Genomic DNA, 23,322 nt, shown 5'->3' with positions numbered 1-23,322 from the left:
AAACTATTTTCAATAAAAAAACCAAATTCCTCTATAATGAAGAATTTGATTTTTATCTACATTTACTTAATTGAGTACTTAGCATCTCTATCTTGAAATCCTTGCTTTACGGAAATCCAATCATTATTTGTAATGGAATAAACAATGGCATCACGAACAGATCCATCTGCAAGTACTCTTCCATTTCTTTTTCTACCTTCATTTACTGCTCCTAATCGTGCGATTGCATTTTGGGAAGGTTTATTTCTTTCATCTGTCGTGAATTGAACTCTAACTAATTTTAATTCTTCAAAGCAATAGGTTAATAGCATATTTTTAGCATTTGAATTTACGAAAGTCTTCTGAAAATCTTTACCATACCAAGTATGTCCCAACTCGCATGACTTTTGACCAAGGATTATATCAAAAAGTCGGGTAGCACCGACAATTTGATTTGTTTCTTTCAAAACGACTACAAATGGTAGAGCTGTTCCGTGTTCACGTTGCTGAATTGCTGTAGCAACCCATTTTTCCATGTCCTTTAATGTTTTTATATTACTTAACATGAATTCCCATATATCCGGATGATTGATTTCAAAAAGAAATGGCGCATGTTCATGCTCCATCGGAATCAAATTTAATTGTTCTCCTCTTAATACAGGTGGCTTGTGAAATGATATGATTGACATGGATCAATCCCTCCCTCTCTCTTCATGTAACCAATTATACTAAAATGTTGGTAAAAGAAATACTTCATCAAGTAAAAACCTTCGTTACAAAAGAGTTTGGCTGTCATTTATCTATTTCTTTATTTACTCGAAGCGTAAACAATGCTTTGATAGGAATCTTGATTGGTTAATTGTTGAATCATACATACTGCCAAATCAGCACGTGATATTTTCCCTTTCCCTTTCCCTTTTGAAATAGAATGATTTATACTCATTTGAAAATCATTTGTTTTGCTTCCATTTGTAAGTCTTGGAGGGCGAATAATTGTCCAATCTAAAGAGCTAGAAAGAATTTTCTGTTCCATCTGTTGCATATCTCTATATAAATTAGAAAATAGCTTCCATAAAATTTTAATAAAAATACGTTCTACAAATGTAGCTTCTTCCTTGGATTTGAGTGTTTCTGCAGATAGACAAATTAACCTCTCTATTCCAGATTTCTGCATTTCAGTTATAATATTCTCTATTCCTTGTGAATAAACAATTGTTGCTTGACGATGATTTCCTCCTAATGCTGAAAATACTGCATCTGCTCCATTTATCTTTCCACTCAAAGTAACTGGATTCAATACATCCCCTTTTTCGATTAGTAATTTTTCTCCTGATATTTTTAATTTTTCCGGATTACGTACAATGGCGGTTACTTCATGTCCTTCGGCTAATAATTGCTCCACCAATTGAATACCTGTATCACCAGTAGCTCCAAAGACTATAATTTTCATATTGATCACTCCTTTAGTTAGTTATTGATAACTAACATTTACTTCAAAAAAATATACTTTACTTTATTATCATTCTTGTTTGCTTGATAATCACCAAGCCTAACCAAAATAAAACTAACGGAATGACTGGATGAATGGCAGCAATAGCAGGAATATTTATACTGATATACTGAAGTGGTACAATCAGCAGAAATAAACCAACCACCTGCCAGCGAATTTTCTTTGGAAGCTGACCTATAAAAGAAAGTATCAGCATGATAATGGGAGTAAATTGAAACCAAATGACAAATGTTGTGTGATACTTCCACGTAGAACTAGTAAAAAATGCCATCCCTGCAATAAATGTTTGAACAACAATACAAGCAACATATATCCAAGCTAGGATAAGAAAGATTTTCCTAGATATATGAATACGGCGATGCAAATTTTCCAAAGTTAACACCTCCTTTATTTAAGAATCCCATGACAAAAAGATTGCACACTATTTTTAATAAATTCTTCTTTAGATATATTCATAAACTTATCTTGCCATAGGGCAGTAGAAATAAAATAGCTGAATAAAGTAGCGATAAATATAGCTGCCTGCGTGTAAGAATCTACTTCAATCATTTTGCCTTCTTCCTGCATTTTATTAAAATATTTTGTAATAAAATCCTTTAGGTGTTCTGTATTATTAGAGATTAAATCAATTAATTCAGGCATCGTCGTTCTTTCTTGAACTGCTAGTAGACATATAGATTCATTATGCTCCATCAAGCTAAGATATAACTGAGCAAATAGTAATAAATCATGCTCAAGATCCCAAGCAATATCCTTTTCAAGTGTTTCTTGAAAACTGGGAATAACTGTATTTCTTTCGACCGCAGCCTCCAGGAGTCCTTTTTTAGTTTCAAAATGACGGAAAACCGTCATCTCACTAACATTAGCCGCATCTGCAATTTCCTTAATAGTTACTAATTGAAAGCCTTTATCCTTCATTAATTGAAGTGCTGCTTGTAAAATTCGTTCAGAAGTACTTAGTTTTTTATTAGACATGGTATCACCTTTATTCCATCAAAATGTATGTTAGTAATAACTAACATAATCATATTTCTTTAATAGAAAAATGTCAATAAATTTCTATACAAAAATCGTTCCAATGCTAGCTTGCTAACCATTGAAACGATTTTTCTGCTTTTTAAACCAGTGTGTATAAAGGAAGAAAATCCCTATTAACCAAATAATTGGTACGATTAGATAAATAAGAAAAGGATCTTTAGCATAAAGGGCTACTATCCCATAATGAAAATGAAAATTTGGAAAAATGGCCAACCAAGGCATCTCTCCTTTACTACTATTCATTAAAAGGCCATTGATGAAAAGATATAAGACAATAATAGGTGTGGCAAAAAGACTGACTTCAATCGTATTCTTCGTTTTCAAACCTAAATATGTTCCAGCAATAAGAAACAGACCAATTATAGGTAGAGATAAGAGAATCAGTTTAAAATGAAACAAAAAAGAGTTTCCAGAAAGTATAAAGAACAAGATGAATATGAATAGGGTTGTTATAAAAGTAATCAAAGCTTTGGATAAAATAATAATGTTAAATTGAAAAATCAGCTTGTCTTAAACGTCTTATCGTTTTCTGTTCTCGCTCCTCTACAATTAAATATCCTTGCATAATCATTGTTAGCATACAAAAAATAAATCCAAATAGGAATGCTATTGAAAATTGATTGTTTGGAAAATAGGAAATGAGTATAATCACCACAATTCCAGCAATTATATTGATAAGTACTTGTCCATTCCAGCGCAAGTCACATAAATCTTTATACAGTATTGTTTTACATTGATGTAAATATTTTTGCATCATAAACGAATCAGCTCTTTCAGCTTACTATAATTTCCTTTTGATAATGGAATTGTACTTTTAGCAGAGTTATCTAAACTAAGGCTGTAGCTATTTTTGCTCCAAATGATAATCTCCCGTACACGTTGTAGATTAACAAGGTAAGAACGATGACAACGGAAAAAACCTAAGGGTTGTAATCTCTCCTCCAAATATTTTATCGTACTAGAAGAAGCGAATTCCTCGTGATTAACAAACAAATAAGTCTGTCCATCGCATGATTCAATATAATCAATTTCAAGTGGGTTAAACAGAATAATTTTATCTTCAATTTTTGCACTTATTTTATCTAATTGCACTTGCATACTGGTAGGCTCTTCTTCATGCTCAGTTTCAACAATCTCCTCTACTTTCTCTGCATCTTGTTCCAATTGCTGAATGCCTCGATCAGAATAACGATAAACCAAATTGCCAAGACGGATAGCTTCTTCTAATGTTGGTGTAAATACTAAGACTGCAGCACCTTGATTAGATAGGTGGATAAGTATATTGTGCAATACATGTTTAGATTGAAGATCCAGCCCTAAAGAAGGATCTTCAAAAATAAACACATCCGTTTGATGGATTAATGCGGCTGCGAATAATAAACGCTGTTGCTCGGAAAAGGTTAAGTGTTTTACCTTTTTGTAAGCACAGGATTGTAATTCACAAAGATTTAAAAGGTTTTCTAAATCTGGCTCTTTTTTATATAAATTACACCAAAAGCGCAGCATTTGTGTAACTGTCAATCGTTTATACAATCCGTCTGTTTGCTGAAACAAATGCACATTTCTAAATCCGCCTGTTTGTATAGTGATTGCATTTTGGGGTATATAATCTGGGTGATTTAACAATTCAAAGAAATGTCCAATATACTCGTTTTCACTTTGAACGGTAATAATATCACCCTTTTGAACTGTTAAGCTAAATTCTGGTAATAAGATTACATTTTTTTCAATTCTCCTTAGCTGATTAAAAGCAATGACCATCTAGTTGACGACTCCTTTATTTTCTTAGTACTAATCATATAGAAAGTAAAATAATTTAGCCATTATTTTTTATTCCCCTTTATTTTTAATCAAAAAGGAAAGAACAAAGATGCAAGCAATACTGATGAAGCCAACAGGGGTTAACCAGCTAGGAGCTTCAAAATTTGGCAACGATGGAACCTGCTTAGATATAGGCTGATAGATCACCAAAATCGGAAAAATTGTGAGTAATATCATTAATACAGGTCCAATTTTTTGTATCACTTTTTTCATATTTCACCACTCCTTATTTAAAAATATTGTTTATAGAGTTAGTCTTTATGAAAACGGATTAAGATTAGGGAGATATTCCAGAAGGTTCACACCATAATGGAAAGCTACTCCTAATGCTACCGACCAAGTTGTAATGGCTATTGCTTGCCAAACACTTACATAAGCTTTCTTAGCACCCGAAGCAATGGAGATAGCAGCACAAACATGATAGCAAATAATTGGCCCTGCAAAAGATAAACCAGCGACACCATACTTATTAAATATTTTTTGTGCACGATTTTTTCGTTTATTACCAGTATCTTTATTTTTAACTATTTTCTTACGCAAACCAGAAATCAACCAAATAAATACCATGACAGACAACCAATTTGCTATAGCAGCAATGATAACAACTTGAACGCTCGGAAATCCAAATACAATCCCTATTGGAATTGCGACATAAGATTCAAAAAATGGAATAATTGATGTAATAAATACACTTAAATATTGTATCCATCTATCTGCCTCCATTAAATTGATTAATAACTCTTGAAACCATTCCATTATTAAAACACTCCTTTTTATTTGACTGACCCAAGCATAAAAAAGATATCCCACTGTCGCATTAATTTTTGGATGAAAGGAGGGAAAAAAGCATTGAATGGAACCTAAAAAACGGTGAGTGGTATCAAATGGTATGAAAGCTTGCTAGAATAGGATTTTCAGAGATTCCGAATGGATGAATGGAGAATTAAACAGGGTCAATGGAGCAAAAAAATCAGTTTTACAAGAAAAACTTCCGATTGGATAAATGAAATATATTTATCCAATCGGAAGTTTGCTTATTACTGTTTTATTGCAGACTTTGTTAGTAAATCATAAGTAATACAAACTGGTTTATTTGTGCGTGGGTCAGCAACAACCTCTGCATCAATTTGGAAAACCTCTTGAAGAACCTCTGCTCTCATTACTTCATTAGGAGTACCTTCCTTTATAATTCAGCCATTGCGAATAGCAACCATATAATCAGAGAAACGAGCTGCATGATTTAAATCATGGATAACCATAATAATGGTTCGCTTCTCTTGTTTATTTAATTCCTGAAACACTTCTAACATTGCTAGCTGGTGAGAATAACGCCCATAAGCAACATGCTCTCTAATCTTTAGCTCTTCTAGTGCCTCAGGTACTTTGGGTAATACCGCCATCTCTTGATCAATTTGACGGGTTGAATATTTATGAATCAATCAATTTACCATCTAGAAAAACAACACCACCAGCAATATGTAGTATTTTAAGCATCGCTGATTACTTTTCTTTATGATAACCTGTATTGTGCATTATGTAGTGTTGCATAATGGCCTCCTTGTTTGAGAAGCTGGTGATGAGTTCCTTGCTCTTCAATCCCTTCTGAAGTTGTAACAATAATTCGATCCGCATGACGAATTGTTGCTAATCGGTGCGCAATAACAAGTGTTGTTCTTCCATCTGATAATTCATTCAAAGCACGCTGAATAGATAATTCTGTTTCCGTATCTAAAGCTGACGTTGCTTCATCTAAAATAAGAATAGGAGGATTTTTCAGAAACATCCTGGCGATGGATAAACGTTGTTTTTGACCTCCTGATAATTTCACTCCACGCTCCCCAACAATTGTTTCAAGTCCTTCAGGTAAAGCTTCAACAAAGCTTGCTAATTCAGCTCGCTTTACTGCGTCTATAATCTCTTCTTCTGTTGCATCAAGCTTTCCATAAGAAATGTTTTCACGTAATGTTCCAGAAAATAAAAATACGTCCTGCTGCACAATCCCAATATGACTACGTAAAGAAGCAAGTGTTACATCACGAATATCTTTTCCGTCAATTGTAATAGATCCTTCTTGCACATCATAAAATCGTGGCAATAAGCTACATAAAGTAGTTTTCCCTGCTCCAGAAGGACCGACAAAAGCAATTGTTTCTCCTGCTTTAATAGTTAAATCAATCCCATTTAATATTGGTTGTGAATCTTTATAACCAAAATGAACATTATGATAAACAATATCCCCTGTTACTTGTTTTAAATTTTCAGCCTCAGGTTTATTGGTAATGTCTGGATCTGTATCAAGCAAGCTTAGAAAACGTTTGAAGCCTGCATACCCTTTTGGATAGCTTTCAATAATTGCATTGATTTTCTCAATCGGACGGAAAAAAATGTTTGATAATAGCACAAAAGCCATAAAGTCTCCCACCGAAAGATTTCCTTGAAGAATAAAATGCGCTCCTGCTAATAGGACAACTAACATCATTGCTCTCATAATAAAATAAGTAAGTGAGCCATTTATTCCCATTACTCGATAAGCCGCTAGCTTTGAATCTCGGAAATTATAATTATCCTTATGGAATAATTTGCTTTCATGTTTTTCATTTGCAAATGCTTGAACTAATCGAATACCTCCTACTGTATCTTCAACCCTGGCATTAAAATTCGCCATTCTGCTAAACATCAGTTTCATTGTTTTTGTCATGCGACGTTGACAGTAAACGATGATAAAGGTAAGTGGAGGTACCATAATCAGCATGATTAGAGCTAACTGCGCATTAATATATAGCATAGCTCCAAATGAGCCAATAAATGTCATGATTGCAATGAATACATCTTCTGGTCCATGATGTGCTACTTCTCCAACTTCAAATAAATCATTCGTCAAATTTGAAAGTAGATGTCCTGTTTTATTATTATCATGGTACGTAAACGAAAGCTTTTGAATATGATCAAATAATTGTGCTCTCATGTCTGTTTCAATATTGATTCCCAATCGATGGCCCCAATACATTACGATATAATGTGCTCCTGAGTTAAACATGTAGATAACAAGTAAACCAATACATGCCCAGAAAATTAGTGTTAAATTTCCTTGTGGTAATAGTGTGTCGACCACACGATTTACAATCATAGGAAAGGCAATTTCAAGTAATGCAACAAAAATTGCGGCAACAAAAGTTAAAATAAAAAGCTTCTTATAAGGTTTATAATAGGAAATAAAACGCTTAAGAACTTCCTTCATTTTTCCACCTCCTTAGCTTTTGGTATATAAATGAGAAAGTAATTCACGGTTTTTAGCATCAAATTTAGCATTATGAGAAGAAACCCTTGCTTTTGAATATGCATCAGGTTCAATATAGACCTTCGCTTGGTTTACTGCATTAGCCGCATCTGTGAATGCTCCCGCAATCAAACCAACCTTGCCATCAAATGCTAAAATATCTCCAGCTGCATATAATCCTGTAATATTTGTTTCAGCTTTAGCAGTACCTTTTACAAAGAAGTCACGTTCTAGATCTACTTGTAAAGGACTTTCTTTAATAAATTTTAATTCTCTGTCATATCCGTAATTTATAACTAAATCATCCACTTTAAATTTGATTTCCTCACCTGTTTTACTATTTTTAGTTATAATTGCTTTAATACGGTGATCTTCTTCATTTCCAATGATTCTCTCAATTGTAGTATTTTTATAAATATCTGCAGAAGAAGATTCTAAGTAAGCAATATGTGCTTCCATTGCTTTTAATTCCTCACCACGATAGATAAGCGTAACTTTTTCTGCAATTGGCTCTAGTTCATTGGCCCAATCGATAGCTGTATTTCCGCCTCCTGAAATAACAACTTTCTTTCCTTTAAACCTCTCTAAGCTTTGTATCGTATAATGAAGATTAGTTATTTCAAACCGATCTGCCCCTTCTATATCCAATTTTATTGGTTCAACAATCCCTCCTCCAGTTGCTAAAATAACTGTTCTACTTAAATACTCTCTTCCTGAGCTAGTAGTCACAACAAAGATATCTTTTTCATTTTTCTCAAGCTTCTCTACCTTTTCATTTAAAATGATTTCTGGATCAAAGGTACGAGCTTGCTCTTCCATTTGCTGCATCAATTGAGCACCAGTAATAGGTGTTATACCTCCAACATCCCAGATCATTTTTTCTGGATAAACGTGAATTTTCCCACCAAGCTGGGGCTTGAATTCAACAATACGAGTAGATAAATCCCTCATCCCACTGTAAAAAGCGGCATAAAGTCCTGCCGATCCGCCTCCAATAATTGTTACATCTTTACATTCTGTCATGATTAACAACCTTTCCTTATTTCCTTTAACCAACTTTACGAAGATAATGATTCTCATTATCAATAACAAATATATCATTTGAACAAAAAATAAGAAATGGAGATTTTTCCGAAAAAGAATGGACTATTTCTTCTCTTTCATTTACACTCCTTATTATTTTCTCCTTCCATAAATATTAATGTCATGAAAAAATCCAGAACTATTTATAATAGTCCTGGATTTAATTAACTAAGGGGGGGTTAATTAAATGATAATGATAATCATTATCGAAGTCAATAGTTATTTATAATTTTTTTCAATGATGGATTATTTCTTTAAATCACTCTGCACTTTCTTTCTAGTTTCAGTAGGTGTCATTCCATGATATTTTTTAAATAATCTACTAAAATAATAAGCATCTGTGTAACCAATTCGTAAAGCAATATCGCTAATAGAATCAGAAGTTTGTACCAACATTTTATAAGCTTTACTCATCCGATATTGAATAAGATAGGCAATTGGTGAAATTCCCATATGACGCTGAAATAAATAGGAGAAGTACTTAGCATTTAAATGATAACGTGCTGCTAATTTTTCTAAAGTCAATGACTTCATATAATATTGTTGAATATAGCGATAAGCACTAGTAATAATTTCATTTTCTTCTTGTAAGTGAGAATCACTATCTGCTGTTATAGTTAAATGTAAAAGCTGAAGAAACAGAATTTTTTTCTCTAACTTCTCTATACTCTTATGAGTTTTTGTTTTTTGAAGTAGTTCATCTATTAGTTCTATCATATAAGCATCTAGCCCTGGTTCAAATAAAATTGGATCCTGATGAAGCATCTTTTCTCTATCTTTATTGGAAGGACTTGGCAGATAATGGATTAAGTAATAAGCGAAACCCCTATCTCCTGTTTCCATTTCTAATCTCATATTAAATCCACCTAATAAGACTTTTCCAGGTACCATTTTTATTTCTTTATTACCATTGCAAAGTAAAGATGCTTCACCTTGTATACCTAATAAAAAACCACATTTTGTTGTAGGTTGGTCGCTATGTCCTTTGTAAATCCCATTTGGTGATAATCGTGTTTTATACACACCAAGAACATCAATGGGATGCTTCACAAACAATTCCACTAAATTTTCATATTCTTGTATCATAATTATCCTCCAAAATAAATGATAACGATTCTCATTATCATTTATTTTACTCTTTTATTGGCTAGGAAGCAATTATATATTTTATATCGATTATATTTAGATCACTAAAATTTAAGAACGAAAAAATGCACCCTAAATTATAAGGTACATTTTTTAAGCATTCATTTCTCTTTTCACAGTATCAACAATATCTTTTGCTTCTTTTAGCCCAAGCCCTGTCTTTTCACGAACATGTTTAATGACCGGAATCTCACCTTCACCAGCTTGAAGCTTCTGTTGTACAATTTCTAAAATATCTTCATCATTTCTATTTGGATTAGCTTCACTATTCATTTGTCTTTCTACAAATTCTTTCGCCTCTACAAGACCTAGCCCTGTTTCTTCGCGAACATATTTAATAACTGGAATCTTATTCATGCCACCTTGGAGTTTTTCCTGTACTTCAGAAACAATTTCTTCTGGTGGTCGATATGTTTTCTTTGGCTTATCTTTATTTCGCATATTGAGAAATAAGATAATTCCAAGAGCAAGAACAATAACTAAAATAGTTTCTGTACTCATACTTGTCTCCTTTCAATTTTCATTCCAATGTGAAGTCTGCTGCTAAATGGTGTTTATCATAATCACCAGTGCCTCTAAAATCTAAGACATCTTTGACAATTCTATATTTACCTTTACCTAAACTTCCGTAAAGCCATTTCCATTCAGCAGTCCATTCTTTAATTTCTGAAGAAGCCAAATCATAACCAATATCATTGAAACCATAATTATCTTCTAGTGCAATAGGAACTTGGTACCATTTTCCATCTATTTCTTTTTCCAATAGAAAATCCTCTCCATAGATGCACTCTTTATCAGATTGATTTTCCAATATCACAGTCAAACCTGTAGATGAAACAGTATTCTCTTTTACCCTCATTGTTACTCCATCTAGATCATTGACAATATCATAGGTTGTTGATGTTAAGTTTGTTTTCTCATTCGAACCTTCATTGTTAGAATTCTCGCATCCTGATAAAAGGACAAAACTTATAATTATAAAAGTCAACATGAATAAATGTTTCACATTATCATCTCCTTTCGCTGTTAGACGGTAAGGAGATAGGATTAGTTACAAATCACCTAACCCTACTTTCTAAAAGGTTTTATATCCCACTCTCCATGGAAAATATATTCTGCGGGACCACTTTTCCATACATGATTATCCATATCCCAAAGAATATTTAAATCTCCACCTGGTAAATGAACAGTGATTGGTTTATTTCTGGAAACTTTATTATTTAATGTAGCAGCGACCACTGCTGCACAAGCTCCAGTACCGCAAGCCATTGTTATCCCAGAGCCTCGTTCCCATACCCGATAATCGATTTTTTGTTCATTCACTACTTGAACAATACCAAAATTTACTCGTTCAGGAAAAAGTGCTGCATTCTCTACTACTGGTCCAAAATCTTCAAGTGGGTATGCCTTCACATCATCCACAAATAAAATCGTATGAGGATTTCCCATAGATACCGATGTCAAATTAAGCTTCTTCTCTCCAATTTCAAAGGATTCATTTATTGATTTTGATTCTGGATTTCCTTGCATTGGAATTGATTCCTTTAATAACGCTGGTTCTCCCATATCAATTTTTACGATTCCTTCATTTGGAAATACTTCTGCTTCTACGATCATGCCACCCTTTGTTTCGATTTTAAATGTTGGTGTGGAAGTATATCCATGGTCATATATGTATTTGGCTGTACAACGCAAGCCGTTTCCACAATTTTTTCCTTCTGATCCATCCGCATTAAAGATTCTCATACGGAAATCAGCTTCTTTATGCTCCGCAGGGCAGATTAAAATCATGCCATCAGACCCTACTCCATAATTTATGTCTGATACTGATTTAGCTAGTTCATTTAAATCGATTCCTTCTAAATTATTTTTTAGAAGATCAAAATATATATAATTATTGCCTAAACCATGCATTTTTGTAAATTGCATGACTAATCTCCCCTTTTCGTTTAATTTATCAACTGCTAATAATCATCCTAAATGAGAATAAACATGAACGCAACTAGATTTTATAGTTTCATAACTGTCTATTTTAAAAGATCAAAAACCAAATTCCCTATTCAAACTACCTATACCCTATTTTAGAAAAAATCTACTAACCAGGACTGAACAATTGCATATGAGATGATTCCTGAACCACTACCAAGTATGATTCCTACCATCACATCAGATGGATAATGTAAACCTAAAAAAATACGTGATATTCCTACTAAAAGGCCAATGATGATAAAAAGAGCTGCCCAAGTTGGAAAAGAAAGTATGAATGGAGTAACTATCGAAAAAATTGCTGTTGTGTGGCCTGATGGGAAAGAATGATCTTTTAATGGATTCGCTAGCACATTAATTTGGGTCAGTACTAAATATGGACGCTGTCGAGGATATAATTTCTTTGTCACAGCAACTGGAAGATGACTGATCGTTAAGGAAATAGCGCTGGCTAGTGCGGTCATCTTGAGCGTACCATTTGTAAAAAAGAAAAGCATACATACAAAGGTAATTGTAAATACAGGTCCTCCTAAATGTGTAATGGTACGAAAGAATTTATTTAGTATCTTATGATGGTGATGTTTATTAATACTACGGAAAATTCGACAATCGATTTCATATAAGCTTTCCATTAATTTCAAACGCTTCACGCTCCTTCCATACTTTATCTCTATTATTTATCTTAATCTATCTATTGAAAAACAGCATGACTAAAACACAACTTTTTTGTAAAAATTATGGTGTTTGCTTTTAAATGAACTAACATACCTCTAAATAAAATAATACCAAACATTAACAACTAGGTCATTCTATATATCGAAGTCAGTTTGTGATGTTCTGTGTTTTATCTCTTTTCTTATTTCAAAAATTAGCTGGATATTTTAATCATTGGTATCAAATTATATTTCGATCCTGCCGTAAAAGCTTAAACATCAAACCCAAGAAGAATCTGGATAAATTTCAAATGTTCTAGATTCTTCTAAAATATTTTATTTTTATTATTAATATACACTTTACAATAGTGTGCGTCATACACTATAATAAATTACAGGAGTTGATGATATGACTGATGCAAATGAACAACTAGATAAAATCATGCAAGAATTAAGACGTGGCACCATTACAATTGGAGTATTAAGTCAGCTTTCAGAACCTCAATATGGTTATTCGTTAGTTTCCATGTTAAATGATAAAGGCATACATGTGGAAGCTGGAACATTGTATCCATTATTACGAAGATTGGAGAAGCAAGGTTTATTGGATAGTGAATGGGATACGAATGAATCCAGACCACGAAAATATTATCTATTGAGTGAAGAAGGTAAAAAGGTTTTTGATTTGTTAGTTCTTGAATGGAAAAATATTGTCGTGAGTTTAGACAATGCCATAGAAAATAAAGGAGATGATAAAATTGGAGATGATTGATCGATATATTTATGCAGTAACCCAAAAGCTCCCGGTTAACCAACGTAATGATATATCAATTGAACTTCGTGGACTAATTGAAGATATGTTGGAAGAACGAATGCAAGAAACAGATTCACAGGAAAAATTAGTAAAAGAAATATTATTAGAGCTTGGTCACCCAAAAAAACTTGCAAATAAATACCGAGGAACCAAAAGATATGTCATTGGTCCAGAAATATTTGATACGTATCTATTAGTATTAAAAATTGTTCTTATCTGTGTAGCTGGTGGAATTGGTATAAGCTTTATCGTCCAAACAGCTATGGAACCAACAAATATTTTATCTCATTTTATAGACATGATTGTTTCTATCGTAACTGGAATTCCGATGGCTTTTGGTTGGACGACATTTTCTTTTGCAATGGTTGATTTATTTGGCACAGGGCAACCAATCGACTTGGGTACGGAAAATGAATGGGATCCAGCAGATTTACCTGAAGTACCAGAAAAAAAGCGACAAATTCCACGTGGTGATTCAATAGCTGGAATTGTTTTCTATACGATTATGCTGGTGTTCTTATCTTTCTCAAGTGATTATTTTGGAATTTGGACTTTCCAAGATGAATTTTCCGGTGTTATTCCTTTTTTAAATGAGCAAACCTATACAACTTACCTGCTTTTTATTATTCTTATATTTGGAGTTGGAATTGTAAAAGAAGTCTTAAAGCTAGTGAGTGGAAAATGGACGTATAAATTAGCTACTTACATCTTTTTCATCAATATAGTCTCTATCATAGCTACATTAATCTTGATTACTCGACCTGATTTTTGGAATCCAGAATTTATGGATGAATTAGTACAACGAGGTATGCTTATAGTTAATTCTGAAGCATATAATATTATAACAAAGATTTGGGATCAGCTAACATTTTGGTTACTAATCTTACTACTTGTTGGTTTAATTGTAGATGCTCTTGTCGGATTCCTCAAAGCACGCAAAAAATAAATAAAACGAAACTGGGACAAAAGGTTTTATACTTAGTTAATTCCGAACATAAATTGAGCAAATACCCGCTTCGGAAATATACTTCGCTTTCCATGGGCGGCTGGTGAGCCTCCTCATGCTAACGCAGTCCGGGGTCTCGCCTAGGCCTTCCTCCCATAGGAGTCTACGTATATATAATCATGCCTCTCGCTTTGCTTGAGGCACAAAACGACAGGAAATAAAATTTGCTTTCTGACTCAGAATCATTAATCTAAAAATATAGAGATGTGTCACATACTACAAATCACGTCGTAGGGAGTGGATTGTCTCGAATAGGAGATGACCGCGTATATATATGTGTAGATTACCTTTTTAAGCACAAATAAGTGTGCCTATCGAGCACGAAGACTTATCTTTGGAGAAAACAAATACGTTTACAGCTGGGTAGTCAGTCCCTGTGGCTTGTCTCTATATATTCTAGAGAGGAGTCTTTTTTATGGCTTTAAAAATTGTCTACCCTATTTGTTGTGGTATTGATGTCCACAAAAATTTTGTGGTGGCGGTGATTGCTTCCACAACCAATGGAGTTACTTCCTATCAAAGCCGTCGCTTTTCAACCTATACAAAGGGATTGAGAGAGCTGTCCAAATGGCTTGATGAACATCGTTGTAAAGATGTCTGCATGGAATCAACAGGAAAATACTGGATTCCTGTGTTTAATATATTGGAGGATTCCTGTGATATCACCTTAGCACATCCTAAATATGTGAAAGCGATTCGAGGGAAAAAAACAGATAAGAAAGATGCGAAATGGATAGCTGATTTATTCAAACATGACTTGGTAGCTGGAAGTTTTATGCCACCATTTCGAATCAGGCAGCTTCGAGATTTAATGCGTTATCGCTATAAACTCACTAATTTTAGTTCCAGTGAAAAAAATCGTTTTCAAAATAGTTTAACTGTCTCTAACATTCAACTTGCCAACACTGTCAGTGACACGTTTGGAAAAGGTTCTATGAATATTATTCAAAAACTTTTAGACCATCCAACTCATACTGATTTTGATATCGAACCATTAGTTTTTGGGGCAATGAAACATAAAGTCGAAGAACTAAAGCTTGCGGTGGATGGTTTTATCACTCCTGAACAGGCTGGAAAAATGGCAGTGATAAAACAACATTATGAGGATATTCAAGAACGGAAGCAAGAGCTTGAGAAAATGATTCTTTTTCTTGCCGAACCCTACACCGAAGAAATAAATTTACTTCTGACTGTTCCGTCCATTAAAAACATCTTTTCTGCCATTACTATTATCTCAGAAATAGGTGTGAAGATGGACGTGTTCCCGACAGCCAAGCATTTATGTTCATGGGCAGGGTTAACACCAACCAATCATGAAAGTGCCGGCAAGAAAAAGTCTGTTAGAATTTCGAGAGCAGGAGTATATTTAAAACCTCTCCTCGTACAATGTTGTCTTAGTGTAGTGAAGAGCGATAAACATCCCGAAATTCGAAACCGCTACTTAAACATAAAAAAGCGACGCGGTCACAAACGTGCGATTATCGCCATCGCACGAATGTTATTAACTGCAATATATCATATTTTAAAGAAGAAAGAACCTTATAATCCGGAATTATACCAAACAGTAGATGTTCTTCCAGTAAGCCGTGAGATCACGGTTGAACAAGCAATTTCATTCGCAAAATCTCAAGGATTTCGCATTCTAGAGCGACCTACCGCTACCTAGAATTGATTCAAATCCATTTTTTAAAAATCATCTTTTGATGGTTTCTTTGGCATGTCTATAATTAAATGATACCTTTGAGGTCTTTATTTCAGACTTTTCCTACGCTTCATTTGAATATCGCTCGGATTTCAAACTTAGTTTTTCCTTTTGTCTCAATCTCGTTTTTATTTTACATCAAACCTCATCATGTGCTCCTCTACTCGATTTCATATCAAATAATAATGCGATCAATGATTCTCGATAAGGAAGAAATGAACCTTTAGAAATCATTTCAAGAATTTCTTCTTGTGATGCCCATTTTACCTGAGCGACTTCTTCTGTAGGAAATGAAAGTCTAGTAATATCAACATCTACCTCAAGAAGATAATAATCATCAAATCCATTTTCAAAGTTAATTGTTAACGAAGGTCGATGATTTTCTAAATTAATGGAGTAGGAAATCTCTTCCCCTACTTCTCTTTCAGCAGCCTGTTGACTCGTTTCACCTGCAATGGCACTGCCCCCGACTGTAATATCCCACATACTTGGCCATCCTTCTTTATCTGCACGACGTTGCTGAATCAACATTTTTCCCTGTTGATTAAAAAGGCAAACATGAATAACTAAATGATAGTTATCTTTTTCAAATGCAGCTCCACGCTCCATCTGCTTGCCTGTTAAATTTCTATGCTTATCATATGTATCCCAAATCTCCATGCAAATGCCCCTTATTGTTTTGACTTTTACTAGAATGAAAGCTTCCAACAGATTAATATAATTGAAAAATATAATCAATATTTTAACTCGAACACACGCTAAAGGCTGAAACTCTTTTTAAAAAGACATTTCAGCCAAAAACCCTTATTTATGTTTCTGTAAATGATTATTTAGAACGGTTTCTATCTTTTTAAAATAACTATACCATCCGAACCAATTTAAAATATAGATTAAAATAAACACTAGAGTGCTCCATAAAACAGCTTTGATACTTAGTGGTACCCAGCCAACTATACTAGCAATAATAAGCCAAATACTATAAGATAGCGCAAAATGAATAAGCGATTTTTTTATGATATTGCTACCGCTACTTCCAAAAATAAGCGAGGATATGCCAAAATATATACCTAATAACATGCTGGCACCCATATTTTGCCATACTTCAGTAACAGTGGCATCAAATTCATTCAACATCATAATGGTAAGGGCAATAAATGTACATATCCCTCCAAAGGCTATACCTATCATAGAACGCTTTAAAATTTCAAGCACCATAATTACTGCCCCCCTTGAATCAATCTATCTTTAATTGGGCTTACATACTTGCGGGTAATATATTCTTTGTTACCAGATTGAAAATAAACACAGAGATTTCCGTTAAAGGATGCTTCAAATTTTTCAATACGATGGATATTTCCAATAACAGATTTTGAGAAACGCATGAAACCATATGGAATTAAAAATTCTTCTACCTCATATAGCTTCATTTTCACTTCAAAGCGTGTATCTTTGAGCGCAGCGTATATTTTCCTTTTTTCTGCATGAATAAAATCAATCTCTTCTGGTTCAAGAAGAATAGTTTGATCTTCTTCAATCGCAAATAATCGACGTTGTTTTTTCTTTTTTATGACGTTCACAAGCTCTTCTATTTCCTGTGTCCATTCGTTTGCTTGAATAGTGATCTGAGTCTCCTTATGACTGTCATCAATATCAATGTTTATTTTCATGCTTATCCCCCAAGTATGTGTGACATCTAACTTAGTTAACTGCTCGTTTTAGAAAATATGGGTAACGAATGAGCGCAAAAATAAATGCAACTACTCCAATAGCAAATAAAATTCCCAATGTTTGAAGTAACTCTGAAATCTGTGTTGTTCCTGCCATCGCATCTTGAAAGGATTGATGTGCCCAATATTGTGGAAAGAAACGTCCAATTGTTTGCATAAATCCTGGCATCATTTCAAGTGGCATCCATAGACCGCTTAACATCGCTCCACCCAATGCAATAATTTGTGTGATTGCAATCCCCATATTCTCTGTATTTACAGTAAGCGCCATAACGAGCCCAATTGCGGTAACAGTAAATGTGATAAATATGGATAAAATGACTAAAATAAGTGGTTCTCCTATTGATACATTATAAACTAGTTTTCCAAATAAAAATAACACAATAATCTGAATGAGCACAATATATACAAACGGTAACCACTTTCCAACTAAATAGGCAGAGCTTTTCACTGGAGTACTTGCTAGTCTTGCTACCATCCCTTTATCTCTATCCTTAATAAAGGCTTGCACCATGGAAATCATAATAAAAAATACAAACATAACAATGTATCCTGGAACAATTGATCGAATAACCTCTTGTCGCATTTGATCATCTGCGCCACTTGTAAATATGGCTATAAATAAAATAGTAAATAAAATAGGTAAAACTAACATCCAAAAGATAAGCCCTTTGTCTTGTAGATGTTTTTTCAATTCCACCGTCATAATTGCATTCATAGGAATCCCTCCAAAATTAATCTCTTAAATTATTTCCAGTTAAGCTAAAAAATACATCTTCTAGTTGAGGATGAACAAGCTCTAAACGTTCTACATCAATTGTATACTCTCTGCAATAAGAGATAATATCTCCCATTACTTGAAGAGGATCATCTGTGTTGATAACAAATGCATCTTTTTTTCGTAAAATCTTACCGTATTTCTCTAAGCTTTCCTCGGTTATTCCATTTGCTTTTAGATAAATGGATGGGACTGCATATTGGTGAAGTAATGCATCTGTAGCTCCATTTTCTATCATTTCTCCTTGGTCTAGAAAAGCAGTATAATCACAAAGTCTTTCAACTTCCTCCATATAATGGCTCGCATAAATGACTGTTTTACCTGCCATTTTTAATTCTTCAATCATTTGGAAAATATATTTTCGTGATTGTGGATCGATACCAACTGTAGGTTCATCCATGATGATGAGCTCTGGATTATGCATTAGCGCACAGCCAATATTTAATCTTCGCTTCATTCCGCCTGAAAAAGTGGATACTTTATCTTTACTTCTTTCACTAAGTCCAATCTGTGCTAATACTTCTTTTGCTCGTTGATCTAATTGATTACCTTTCAGTCCATATAATCTACCAAATAAACGTAGGTTACTATTTGCTGAAAGATCTTCCTCTAAAACGATGTCTTGCGGAACATATCCTAATTTTTGTTTTGTTTTATTAGAAATCTGTCCGTCATTGAATACGATGCTTCCCTCGTAATCTCGAATAATAAAGGTGATCATCTTAATTAATGTAGATTTTCCTGCTCCATTTGGACCAACTAATCCATAACAACATCCCTTAGGAACCGTAAGCGAAACATCCTTTAAAGCTACGTTTTTTTCATAACGCTTGGTAACATGCTGAATACTTAGCATCTTTATCCTCTCCCTCCTATTAACATTATGGCAAATGAATAAGGAGATACGGTCTAAAATGGAATAACATGCAAAAGAGTATGTATGAAATGCAAAAAATTCTACATGAAAGTTCACGTTAGTAAATACAAAAAAGCTCTTCGAACAAAATGTCCAAAGAGCTGTAGTACTTCTATCTTTATTTTATTTTCTCCGCCAACTCAATAATAATTTCTTCTGGTCCACGTATATAGCATAATTTATATGTGTTATTATAGTTCTCGATTTTGCCTACTAGCTCTCCACCTTGTTTTTCTAATCTGCTAACAATGCTTTCTATATCCTCTACAGCAAATGCTATATGTCGAATACCTAATGTATTTGCAGAGATAGGTTGAACACCCATTTCATCTAAAGGTCTATGAAATTTAACTAATTCTAACATTGTTTGTCCACCTGGGATTTCTAGCATTGAAACAGTCTCTTTCACATTAGAAAGGCCAATGATTTGTTCTACCCACTCTCCTTGGACCTCAGCTTCACCTACTTCTTTCAATCCCATCTCTAGAAAAAAGGCTTTGACAGAAGCAAGATCATTCACAATAATACCTATATGATCTATCCGATGAATTTTCATCAATTCTTCCTCCTCTTTTCTTAAGCTTATCATACATGCTAAATATAGATTTCTTTTGGTTTGCTAAAAATACTATTTATTTCATCACTAGTCCACCATCTACATAAATTGTTTGACCAGTTACAAAATTACTCCAATTTGAGGCAAGAAAAAGTGCTGGCCCTACAATATCATCAGGACGTGCAATTCGTCCAAGTGCTGTTACGGCTGCTAATTCATTTTTTAATTTCTCTTTCGTATGTTTTGTTGCCTCTGTTGGATAAACCAGTCCTGGAGCAATCGCATTCATACGGATGCCTAATGTTCCTAGATCCTTTGCCATACTTCTTGTATAGCCTATAATAGAAGCTTTGGCTGTTGTGTAATCTGGATATGGAACAACTGGATGTGCAACTAGATTAGAAGCAATATTAATAATACTTCCTGTGTTAAATTGGCGCATAGATGGTAGCACCTCCTGTACTAGCATATGTGCTGCTTTTAATCCACCTTCTAATTGCAGCATGTAGTCCTGCCAATCCAATTCCCAAGCTTTTTTGCGATTTTCTGCATCAAAAACATATGGAGCAAAAACATTATTAACTAGAACATCTACTCTTCCAAAAGAGAGGATTGCTTCCTCAACCATTGCTTCAGCACCTTCTTTCGTTGTCGCATCTGCTCCAACAGCTACAGCTTGACCTCCCGCTGCTTCGCAAGCTTTTACTACATTTTCTGCCTCTGTTTTACTATGGCGATAATTTACGACAACGGAAGCTCCTTGAGCTGCAAATCCTTTTGCAAGAGCTGCCCCAATTCCTCGACTTGATCCACTAATAATTACTACTTTTTGTTTCAACATTACTTATCAATCCCCCTTAATCTCTTCAATATATTCTTCCATATTCAGCTTTTCAGGGATTAATCCAAGTTCATAATAAGCATCTGCCCCTTCTTGAATCATATTTATATCTGTAGCTCCAAGCTGTTGTTCATCGTCTAAGCTAGCTCTATTACGTAAATCAATAATTTCACGATTTATCTCTGGTTCTCTTCCATCAATTGCATATTCTTTTGCTAACTCTGCTGCTTCATCAGGTTCATTCATCATCCAGCTCGCACTTTCCTCATATGCTCTAATAAAAGCTTGTAATTCTACCTGTTTTTCTTCATAGGTGGAACGCTTTACGACAAAAAAATCGCTTGGGATATTTAAAGAATCACGTACTTCAAAAACTTCAACATCAGACAATCCTTCTCTTTTGGCTGGAACAAGGGCTGTATCTGTTGCTGCTGTAGCATCTACTTGTCCTTGGATTAATGGAGCAAAATTAGCAATACCCACTTCAATTAACTCCACATCCTCTTCTGAAAGTCCAGCTTCATGTAATAAAACAAGCAAATTCTGATATGTACCACTTGCACGACTATAAATTCCGACCTTTTTTCCTTTTAAATCTTCTATTCTTGAAATTTGTGCGTCTTTGGAAGCTACCACATTAAAGACATTTTGCGGATATACGGTATAAATAATAACTAAATCTTCTCCTCGAGCTAATGCGCTATATACAGCCCCCGGATCGGTAAAAGCAATATCAGCATGACCAGCAATCATTGTTTTTAATGCATCTTGTCCTCCGTTACCTGGAATAAGCTTCAAATCAATTCCTTCCTTTTCAAAAAATCCTTTCTCTTCCTCAACTAGTAAGTTAGTCTGCTCAACAATCAGCTGACTCCAATTAGCTAATGTGATTTCTATTTGTCCATCTTTACTATTACCTTTACCACAAGCAACTAGTAAACTTATAAAAACAAGTAGTATGATAACCTTTATTTTCTTCAATGTTTTGTATCTCCTTTTTTATAACGTAATAATTTACTTTCTAATAAATTGACAAGGCCATATAATAAAAAGCCAATCATCGATAACAGAATTAAAATAGCAAACATTAAAGTAGTATCCATCATGCTTTGTGATGCAATAATTAATGCACCTAATCCTTGATTTGCACCAATAAATTCGCCAACAATTGCTCCTACTAATGCTAAAATTACTGCAACTCGTAATCCTTGTAGAATGGTTGGAAGCCCTGCTGGAATCTTTAAATGCCATAGTGTTTGCATCTGACTTGCATGGATTAATCGAAACAAATCAAGCTGTTGTTGATTAACTTGGCGGACAGCACTTGCTGTTGCTTCAAGCAATGGGAAGAAACAAATTAAAGCTGTAATCACTATTTTTGAAGTCATCCCATAACCAAACCACAGCATAAATAATGGAGCTAATGCTATTTTAGGAATCGCTTGGGAGATAACAATATAGGGAAAAGATACCTTCCTTAAAAATTCATTCTCTCCTATTAGAATCCCAAGTCCCACACCAAAAACAATACCAATAAATAAACCAAGCATAACTTCTGTCAATGTTGTTAATAAATGAGGAAGAAAATCGCCACTTACAATACCTTCTTGTAATTTCAAAAACACTGCAGTTGGATTCGGTAAAATAAGATTTGATAGTCCTCGCGCAAGATATTCCCACACAATAATTAATAAAATTCCAAGAATAACAGATGTTATTGCTGCATTCTTACGCATAGATACTACCTTCTAACGACTGTCTAATCTCTCGACAATAATCATGAAATTGTTTTGAATTTCGTCGATTTGTATTATTTTCCTCATATATAGGTGTCTTGCCATCATAAATAAAAGCACCATTTTCCATAACACCAACCCGATGTGCTAAAAAAGCAGCTTCTGCAATATCATGGGTAACAAATAGCATTGCTAGTTTTTTCTTCTCATTTAAATAAAGTAATTCATTTTGTAATTCTTCCTTTGTCATTAAGTCCAGTGCCGCAAAAGGTTCATCACAAAAAAGTAAGGTAGGCTTGGTAATTAATGCTCGTGCAATTGCTACTCTACTTTTTTGACCACCTGAAAGTGTTAATGGATAACGTTTTGCTAAATTAGGAATTCGCAACATCTGAAGTAGCTCTTCTGCATATGCATAATCCTTTGCTTCTATTTTTCGTTGCAGCTGAATTGGCAATAAAATATTATCTATTACTCTTTTCCACGGTAGTAATGTCGCATCTTGAAATACAAAACCAATATCTGAAAGTGGATTATTTACTAGATTTTGCTGATGTAGCACCTGTCCTGCTGTTGGTATTTTTAATCCGGCTGCTATTTGAAGTAGTGTTGTTTTACCACTTCCACTTCTTCCAAGCCAGCAATGAATTTCACCCGGAGGCAATACCCAATTTATTTTTTCTAAAGAGAAAGCTCTCTGTTCATATTGAAATGAAACATCTTGCAATTCTAATTCCATCATTTTGTATTCCC

28 protein-coding genes and 2 pseudogenes are annotated in these 23,322 nt (G+C 34.1%); 3 read left to right on the top strand and 27 right to left on the bottom strand.

What is annotated here, in order from left to right:
* Nucleotides 1-62: 62 nt before the first annotated feature.
* The 17 genes and pseudogenes from AB4Y30_RS08685 to AB4Y30_RS08605 form a co-directional block, all read right to left on the bottom strand.
* Entirely contained in the window at nucleotides 63-668 is a 606-nt protein-coding gene (locus tag AB4Y30_RS08685) for a GNAT family N-acetyltransferase (RefSeq protein ID WP_368655080.1), read from the bottom strand.
* 119 nt (nucleotides 669-787) lie between these two features.
* Entirely contained in the window at nucleotides 788-1,429 is a 642-nt protein-coding gene (locus AB4Y30_RS08680; RefSeq protein WP_368655079.1) for an NAD(P)-dependent oxidoreductase, read from the bottom strand.
* Nucleotides 1,430-1,487: 58 nt separating this feature from the next.
* Nucleotides 1,488-1,862, bottom strand: coding sequence for a DUF6220 domain-containing protein (locus AB4Y30_RS08675; RefSeq protein ID WP_368655078.1), 375 nt, complete (start codon nucleotides 1,860-1,862; stop codon nucleotides 1,488-1,490).
* A 14-nt stretch (nucleotides 1,863-1,876) separates the two neighbouring features.
* Nucleotides 1,877-2,464, bottom strand: a complete 588-nt coding sequence (locus AB4Y30_RS08670; protein WP_368655077.1) for a TetR/AcrR family transcriptional regulator — start codon at nucleotides 2,462-2,464, stop codon at nucleotides 1,877-1,879.
* Nucleotides 2,465-2,578: 114 nt separating this feature from the next.
* Nucleotides 2,579-2,926, bottom strand: a complete 348-nt coding sequence (locus AB4Y30_RS08665) for a hypothetical protein (RefSeq protein ID WP_368655076.1) — start codon at nucleotides 2,924-2,926, stop codon at nucleotides 2,579-2,581.
* Between the two features lie 88 nt (nucleotides 2,927-3,014).
* Complete coding sequence (locus AB4Y30_RS08660; RefSeq protein WP_368655075.1) at nucleotides 3,015-3,284, bottom strand: hypothetical protein; 270 nt, start codon at nucleotides 3,282-3,284, stop codon at nucleotides 3,015-3,017.
* Nucleotides 3,281-4,288, bottom strand: a complete 1,008-nt coding sequence (locus AB4Y30_RS08655; RefSeq protein ID WP_368655074.1) for a LytTR family transcriptional regulator DNA-binding domain-containing protein — start codon at nucleotides 4,286-4,288, stop codon at nucleotides 3,281-3,283. Before AB4Y30_RS08655 ends, AB4Y30_RS08660 begins: the two co-directional genes overlap by 4 nt.
* 69 nt (nucleotides 4,289-4,357) lie before the next feature.
* Nucleotides 4,358-4,561, bottom strand: coding sequence for a hypothetical protein (locus tag AB4Y30_RS08650; protein WP_368655073.1), 204 nt, complete (start codon nucleotides 4,559-4,561; stop codon nucleotides 4,358-4,360).
* A 45-nt stretch (nucleotides 4,562-4,606) separates the two neighbouring features.
* Nucleotides 4,607-5,104, bottom strand: coding sequence for a small multi-drug export protein (locus tag AB4Y30_RS08645; RefSeq protein WP_368655072.1), 498 nt, complete (start codon nucleotides 5,102-5,104; stop codon nucleotides 4,607-4,609).
* Between the two features lie 281 nt (nucleotides 5,105-5,385).
* Nucleotides 5,386-5,815: pseudogene (locus AB4Y30_RS08640) on the bottom strand (hypothetical protein); the annotation flags it as partial.
* Nucleotides 5,816-5,858: 43 nt separating this feature from the next.
* Complete coding sequence (locus tag AB4Y30_RS08635; protein WP_368655071.1) at nucleotides 5,859-7,586, bottom strand: ABC transporter ATP-binding protein; 1,728 nt, start codon at nucleotides 7,584-7,586, stop codon at nucleotides 5,859-5,861.
* A 12-nt stretch (nucleotides 7,587-7,598) separates the two neighbouring features.
* Complete coding sequence (locus tag AB4Y30_RS08630; RefSeq protein WP_368655070.1) at nucleotides 7,599-8,648, bottom strand: NAD(P)/FAD-dependent oxidoreductase; 1,050 nt, start codon at nucleotides 8,646-8,648, stop codon at nucleotides 7,599-7,601.
* Between the two features lie 306 nt (nucleotides 8,649-8,954).
* Nucleotides 8,955-9,794 (bottom strand): helix-turn-helix domain-containing protein, encoded by an 840-nt coding sequence (locus AB4Y30_RS08625; protein ID WP_368655069.1) that lies wholly within the window; start codon nucleotides 9,792-9,794, stop codon nucleotides 8,955-8,957.
* A 180-nt stretch (nucleotides 9,795-9,974) separates the two neighbouring features.
* A pseudogene (locus tag AB4Y30_RS08620) lies at nucleotides 9,975-10,355 on the bottom strand (ribosomal protein L7/L12); the annotation flags it as partial.
* Nucleotides 10,356-10,374: 19 nt separating this feature from the next.
* A complete protein-coding gene (locus AB4Y30_RS08615; RefSeq protein WP_368655068.1) occupies nucleotides 10,375-10,860 on the bottom strand; it encodes an immunoglobulin-like domain-containing protein in 486 nt (161 codons plus the stop codon).
* A gap of 62 nt (nucleotides 10,861-10,922) precedes the next feature.
* Nucleotides 10,923-11,783 carry a diaminopimelate epimerase gene (gene dapF, locus AB4Y30_RS08610; protein ID WP_368655067.1) on the bottom strand — a complete coding sequence of 287 codons (861 nt, stop codon included), beginning with the start codon at nucleotides 11,781-11,783 and terminating at the stop codon, nucleotides 10,923-10,925.
* A gap of 152 nt (nucleotides 11,784-11,935) precedes the next feature.
* Nucleotides 11,936-12,472, bottom strand: coding sequence for a phosphatase PAP2 family protein (locus tag AB4Y30_RS08605; RefSeq protein ID WP_368655201.1), 537 nt, complete (start codon nucleotides 12,470-12,472; stop codon nucleotides 11,936-11,938).
* A 430-nt stretch (nucleotides 12,473-12,902) separates the two neighbouring features.
* On the opposite strand from AB4Y30_RS08605, the gene AB4Y30_RS08600 reads away from it, so the two are divergent.
* The 3 genes from AB4Y30_RS08600 (at nucleotide 12,903) to AB4Y30_RS08590 (ending at nucleotide 15,979) form a co-directional block, all read left to right on the top strand.
* Entirely contained in the window at nucleotides 12,903-13,265 is a 363-nt protein-coding gene (locus AB4Y30_RS08600; RefSeq protein WP_368655066.1) for a PadR family transcriptional regulator, read from the top strand.
* Nucleotides 13,258-14,253, top strand: a complete 996-nt coding sequence (locus tag AB4Y30_RS08595; RefSeq protein ID WP_368655200.1) for a hypothetical protein — start codon at nucleotides 13,258-13,260, stop codon at nucleotides 14,251-14,253. The genes AB4Y30_RS08600 and AB4Y30_RS08595 overlap by 8 nt, the downstream gene beginning before the upstream one ends.
* Nucleotides 14,254-14,728: 475 nt before the next feature.
* The gene (locus tag AB4Y30_RS08590; protein ID WP_368654095.1) at nucleotides 14,729-15,979 is read left to right on the top strand and encodes an IS110 family transposase; all 1,251 of its coding nucleotides are present in this window, start codon (nucleotides 14,729-14,731) and stop codon (nucleotides 15,977-15,979) included.
* Between the two features lie 174 nt (nucleotides 15,980-16,153).
* Here the strand turns inward: AB4Y30_RS08590 and AB4Y30_RS08585 are convergent, their stop codons facing one another.
* The 10 genes from AB4Y30_RS08585 to AB4Y30_RS08540 all read right to left on the bottom strand — a co-directional run bounded on the left by AB4Y30_RS08585 (nucleotide 16,154) and on the right by AB4Y30_RS08540 (nucleotide 23,311).
* Nucleotides 16,154-16,675: an NUDIX domain-containing protein gene (locus AB4Y30_RS08585; protein WP_368655065.1), complete on the bottom strand. Its 522-nt coding sequence runs from the start codon at nucleotides 16,673-16,675 to the stop codon at nucleotides 16,154-16,156.
* 144 nt (nucleotides 16,676-16,819) lie between these two features.
* Nucleotides 16,820-17,230, bottom strand: a complete 411-nt coding sequence (locus tag AB4Y30_RS08580) for a DUF3021 domain-containing protein (protein WP_368655064.1) — start codon at nucleotides 17,228-17,230, stop codon at nucleotides 16,820-16,822.
* Between the two features lie 2 nt (nucleotides 17,231-17,232).
* Complete coding sequence (locus AB4Y30_RS08575) at nucleotides 17,233-17,682, bottom strand: LytTR family DNA-binding domain-containing protein (protein ID WP_368655063.1); 450 nt, start codon at nucleotides 17,680-17,682, stop codon at nucleotides 17,233-17,235.
* Nucleotides 17,683-17,713: 31 nt separating this feature from the next.
* Complete coding sequence (locus AB4Y30_RS08570) at nucleotides 17,714-18,460, bottom strand: ABC transporter permease (RefSeq protein ID WP_368655062.1); 747 nt, start codon at nucleotides 18,458-18,460, stop codon at nucleotides 17,714-17,716.
* A 16-nt stretch (nucleotides 18,461-18,476) separates the two neighbouring features.
* Complete coding sequence (locus AB4Y30_RS08565) at nucleotides 18,477-19,376, bottom strand: ABC transporter ATP-binding protein (protein WP_368655061.1); 900 nt, start codon at nucleotides 19,374-19,376, stop codon at nucleotides 18,477-18,479.
* A gap of 178 nt (nucleotides 19,377-19,554) precedes the next feature.
* The gene (locus AB4Y30_RS08560) at nucleotides 19,555-19,992 is read right to left on the bottom strand and encodes a VOC family protein (RefSeq protein WP_368655060.1); all 438 of its coding nucleotides are present in this window, start codon (nucleotides 19,990-19,992) and stop codon (nucleotides 19,555-19,557) included.
* 76 nt (nucleotides 19,993-20,068) lie between these two features.
* Complete coding sequence (locus AB4Y30_RS08555) at nucleotides 20,069-20,833, bottom strand: SDR family oxidoreductase (protein ID WP_368655059.1); 765 nt, start codon at nucleotides 20,831-20,833, stop codon at nucleotides 20,069-20,071.
* A gap of 6 nt (nucleotides 20,834-20,839) precedes the next feature.
* Entirely contained in the window at nucleotides 20,840-21,814 is a 975-nt protein-coding gene (locus AB4Y30_RS08550) for an ABC transporter substrate-binding protein (RefSeq protein WP_368655058.1), read from the bottom strand.
* Nucleotides 21,811-22,569: an ABC transporter permease gene (locus AB4Y30_RS08545; protein ID WP_368655057.1), complete on the bottom strand. Its 759-nt coding sequence runs from the start codon at nucleotides 22,567-22,569 to the stop codon at nucleotides 21,811-21,813. Before AB4Y30_RS08545 ends, AB4Y30_RS08550 begins: the two co-directional genes overlap by 4 nt.
* Nucleotides 22,562-23,311: an ABC transporter ATP-binding protein gene (locus tag AB4Y30_RS08540; protein WP_368655056.1), complete on the bottom strand. Its 750-nt coding sequence runs from the start codon at nucleotides 23,309-23,311 to the stop codon at nucleotides 22,562-22,564. The genes AB4Y30_RS08545 and AB4Y30_RS08540 overlap by 8 nt, the downstream gene beginning before the upstream one ends.
* Nucleotides 23,312-23,322 lie beyond the last annotated feature (11 nt).

Source organism: Ornithinibacillus sp. 4-3, from assembly GCF_040958695.1.
Lineage (GTDB): Bacteria > Bacillota > Bacilli > Bacillales > Amphibacillaceae > CALAMD01.
Note: the sequence above shows the minus strand (reverse complement) of the source record. Positions and strands in the feature narration are given on the sequence as shown.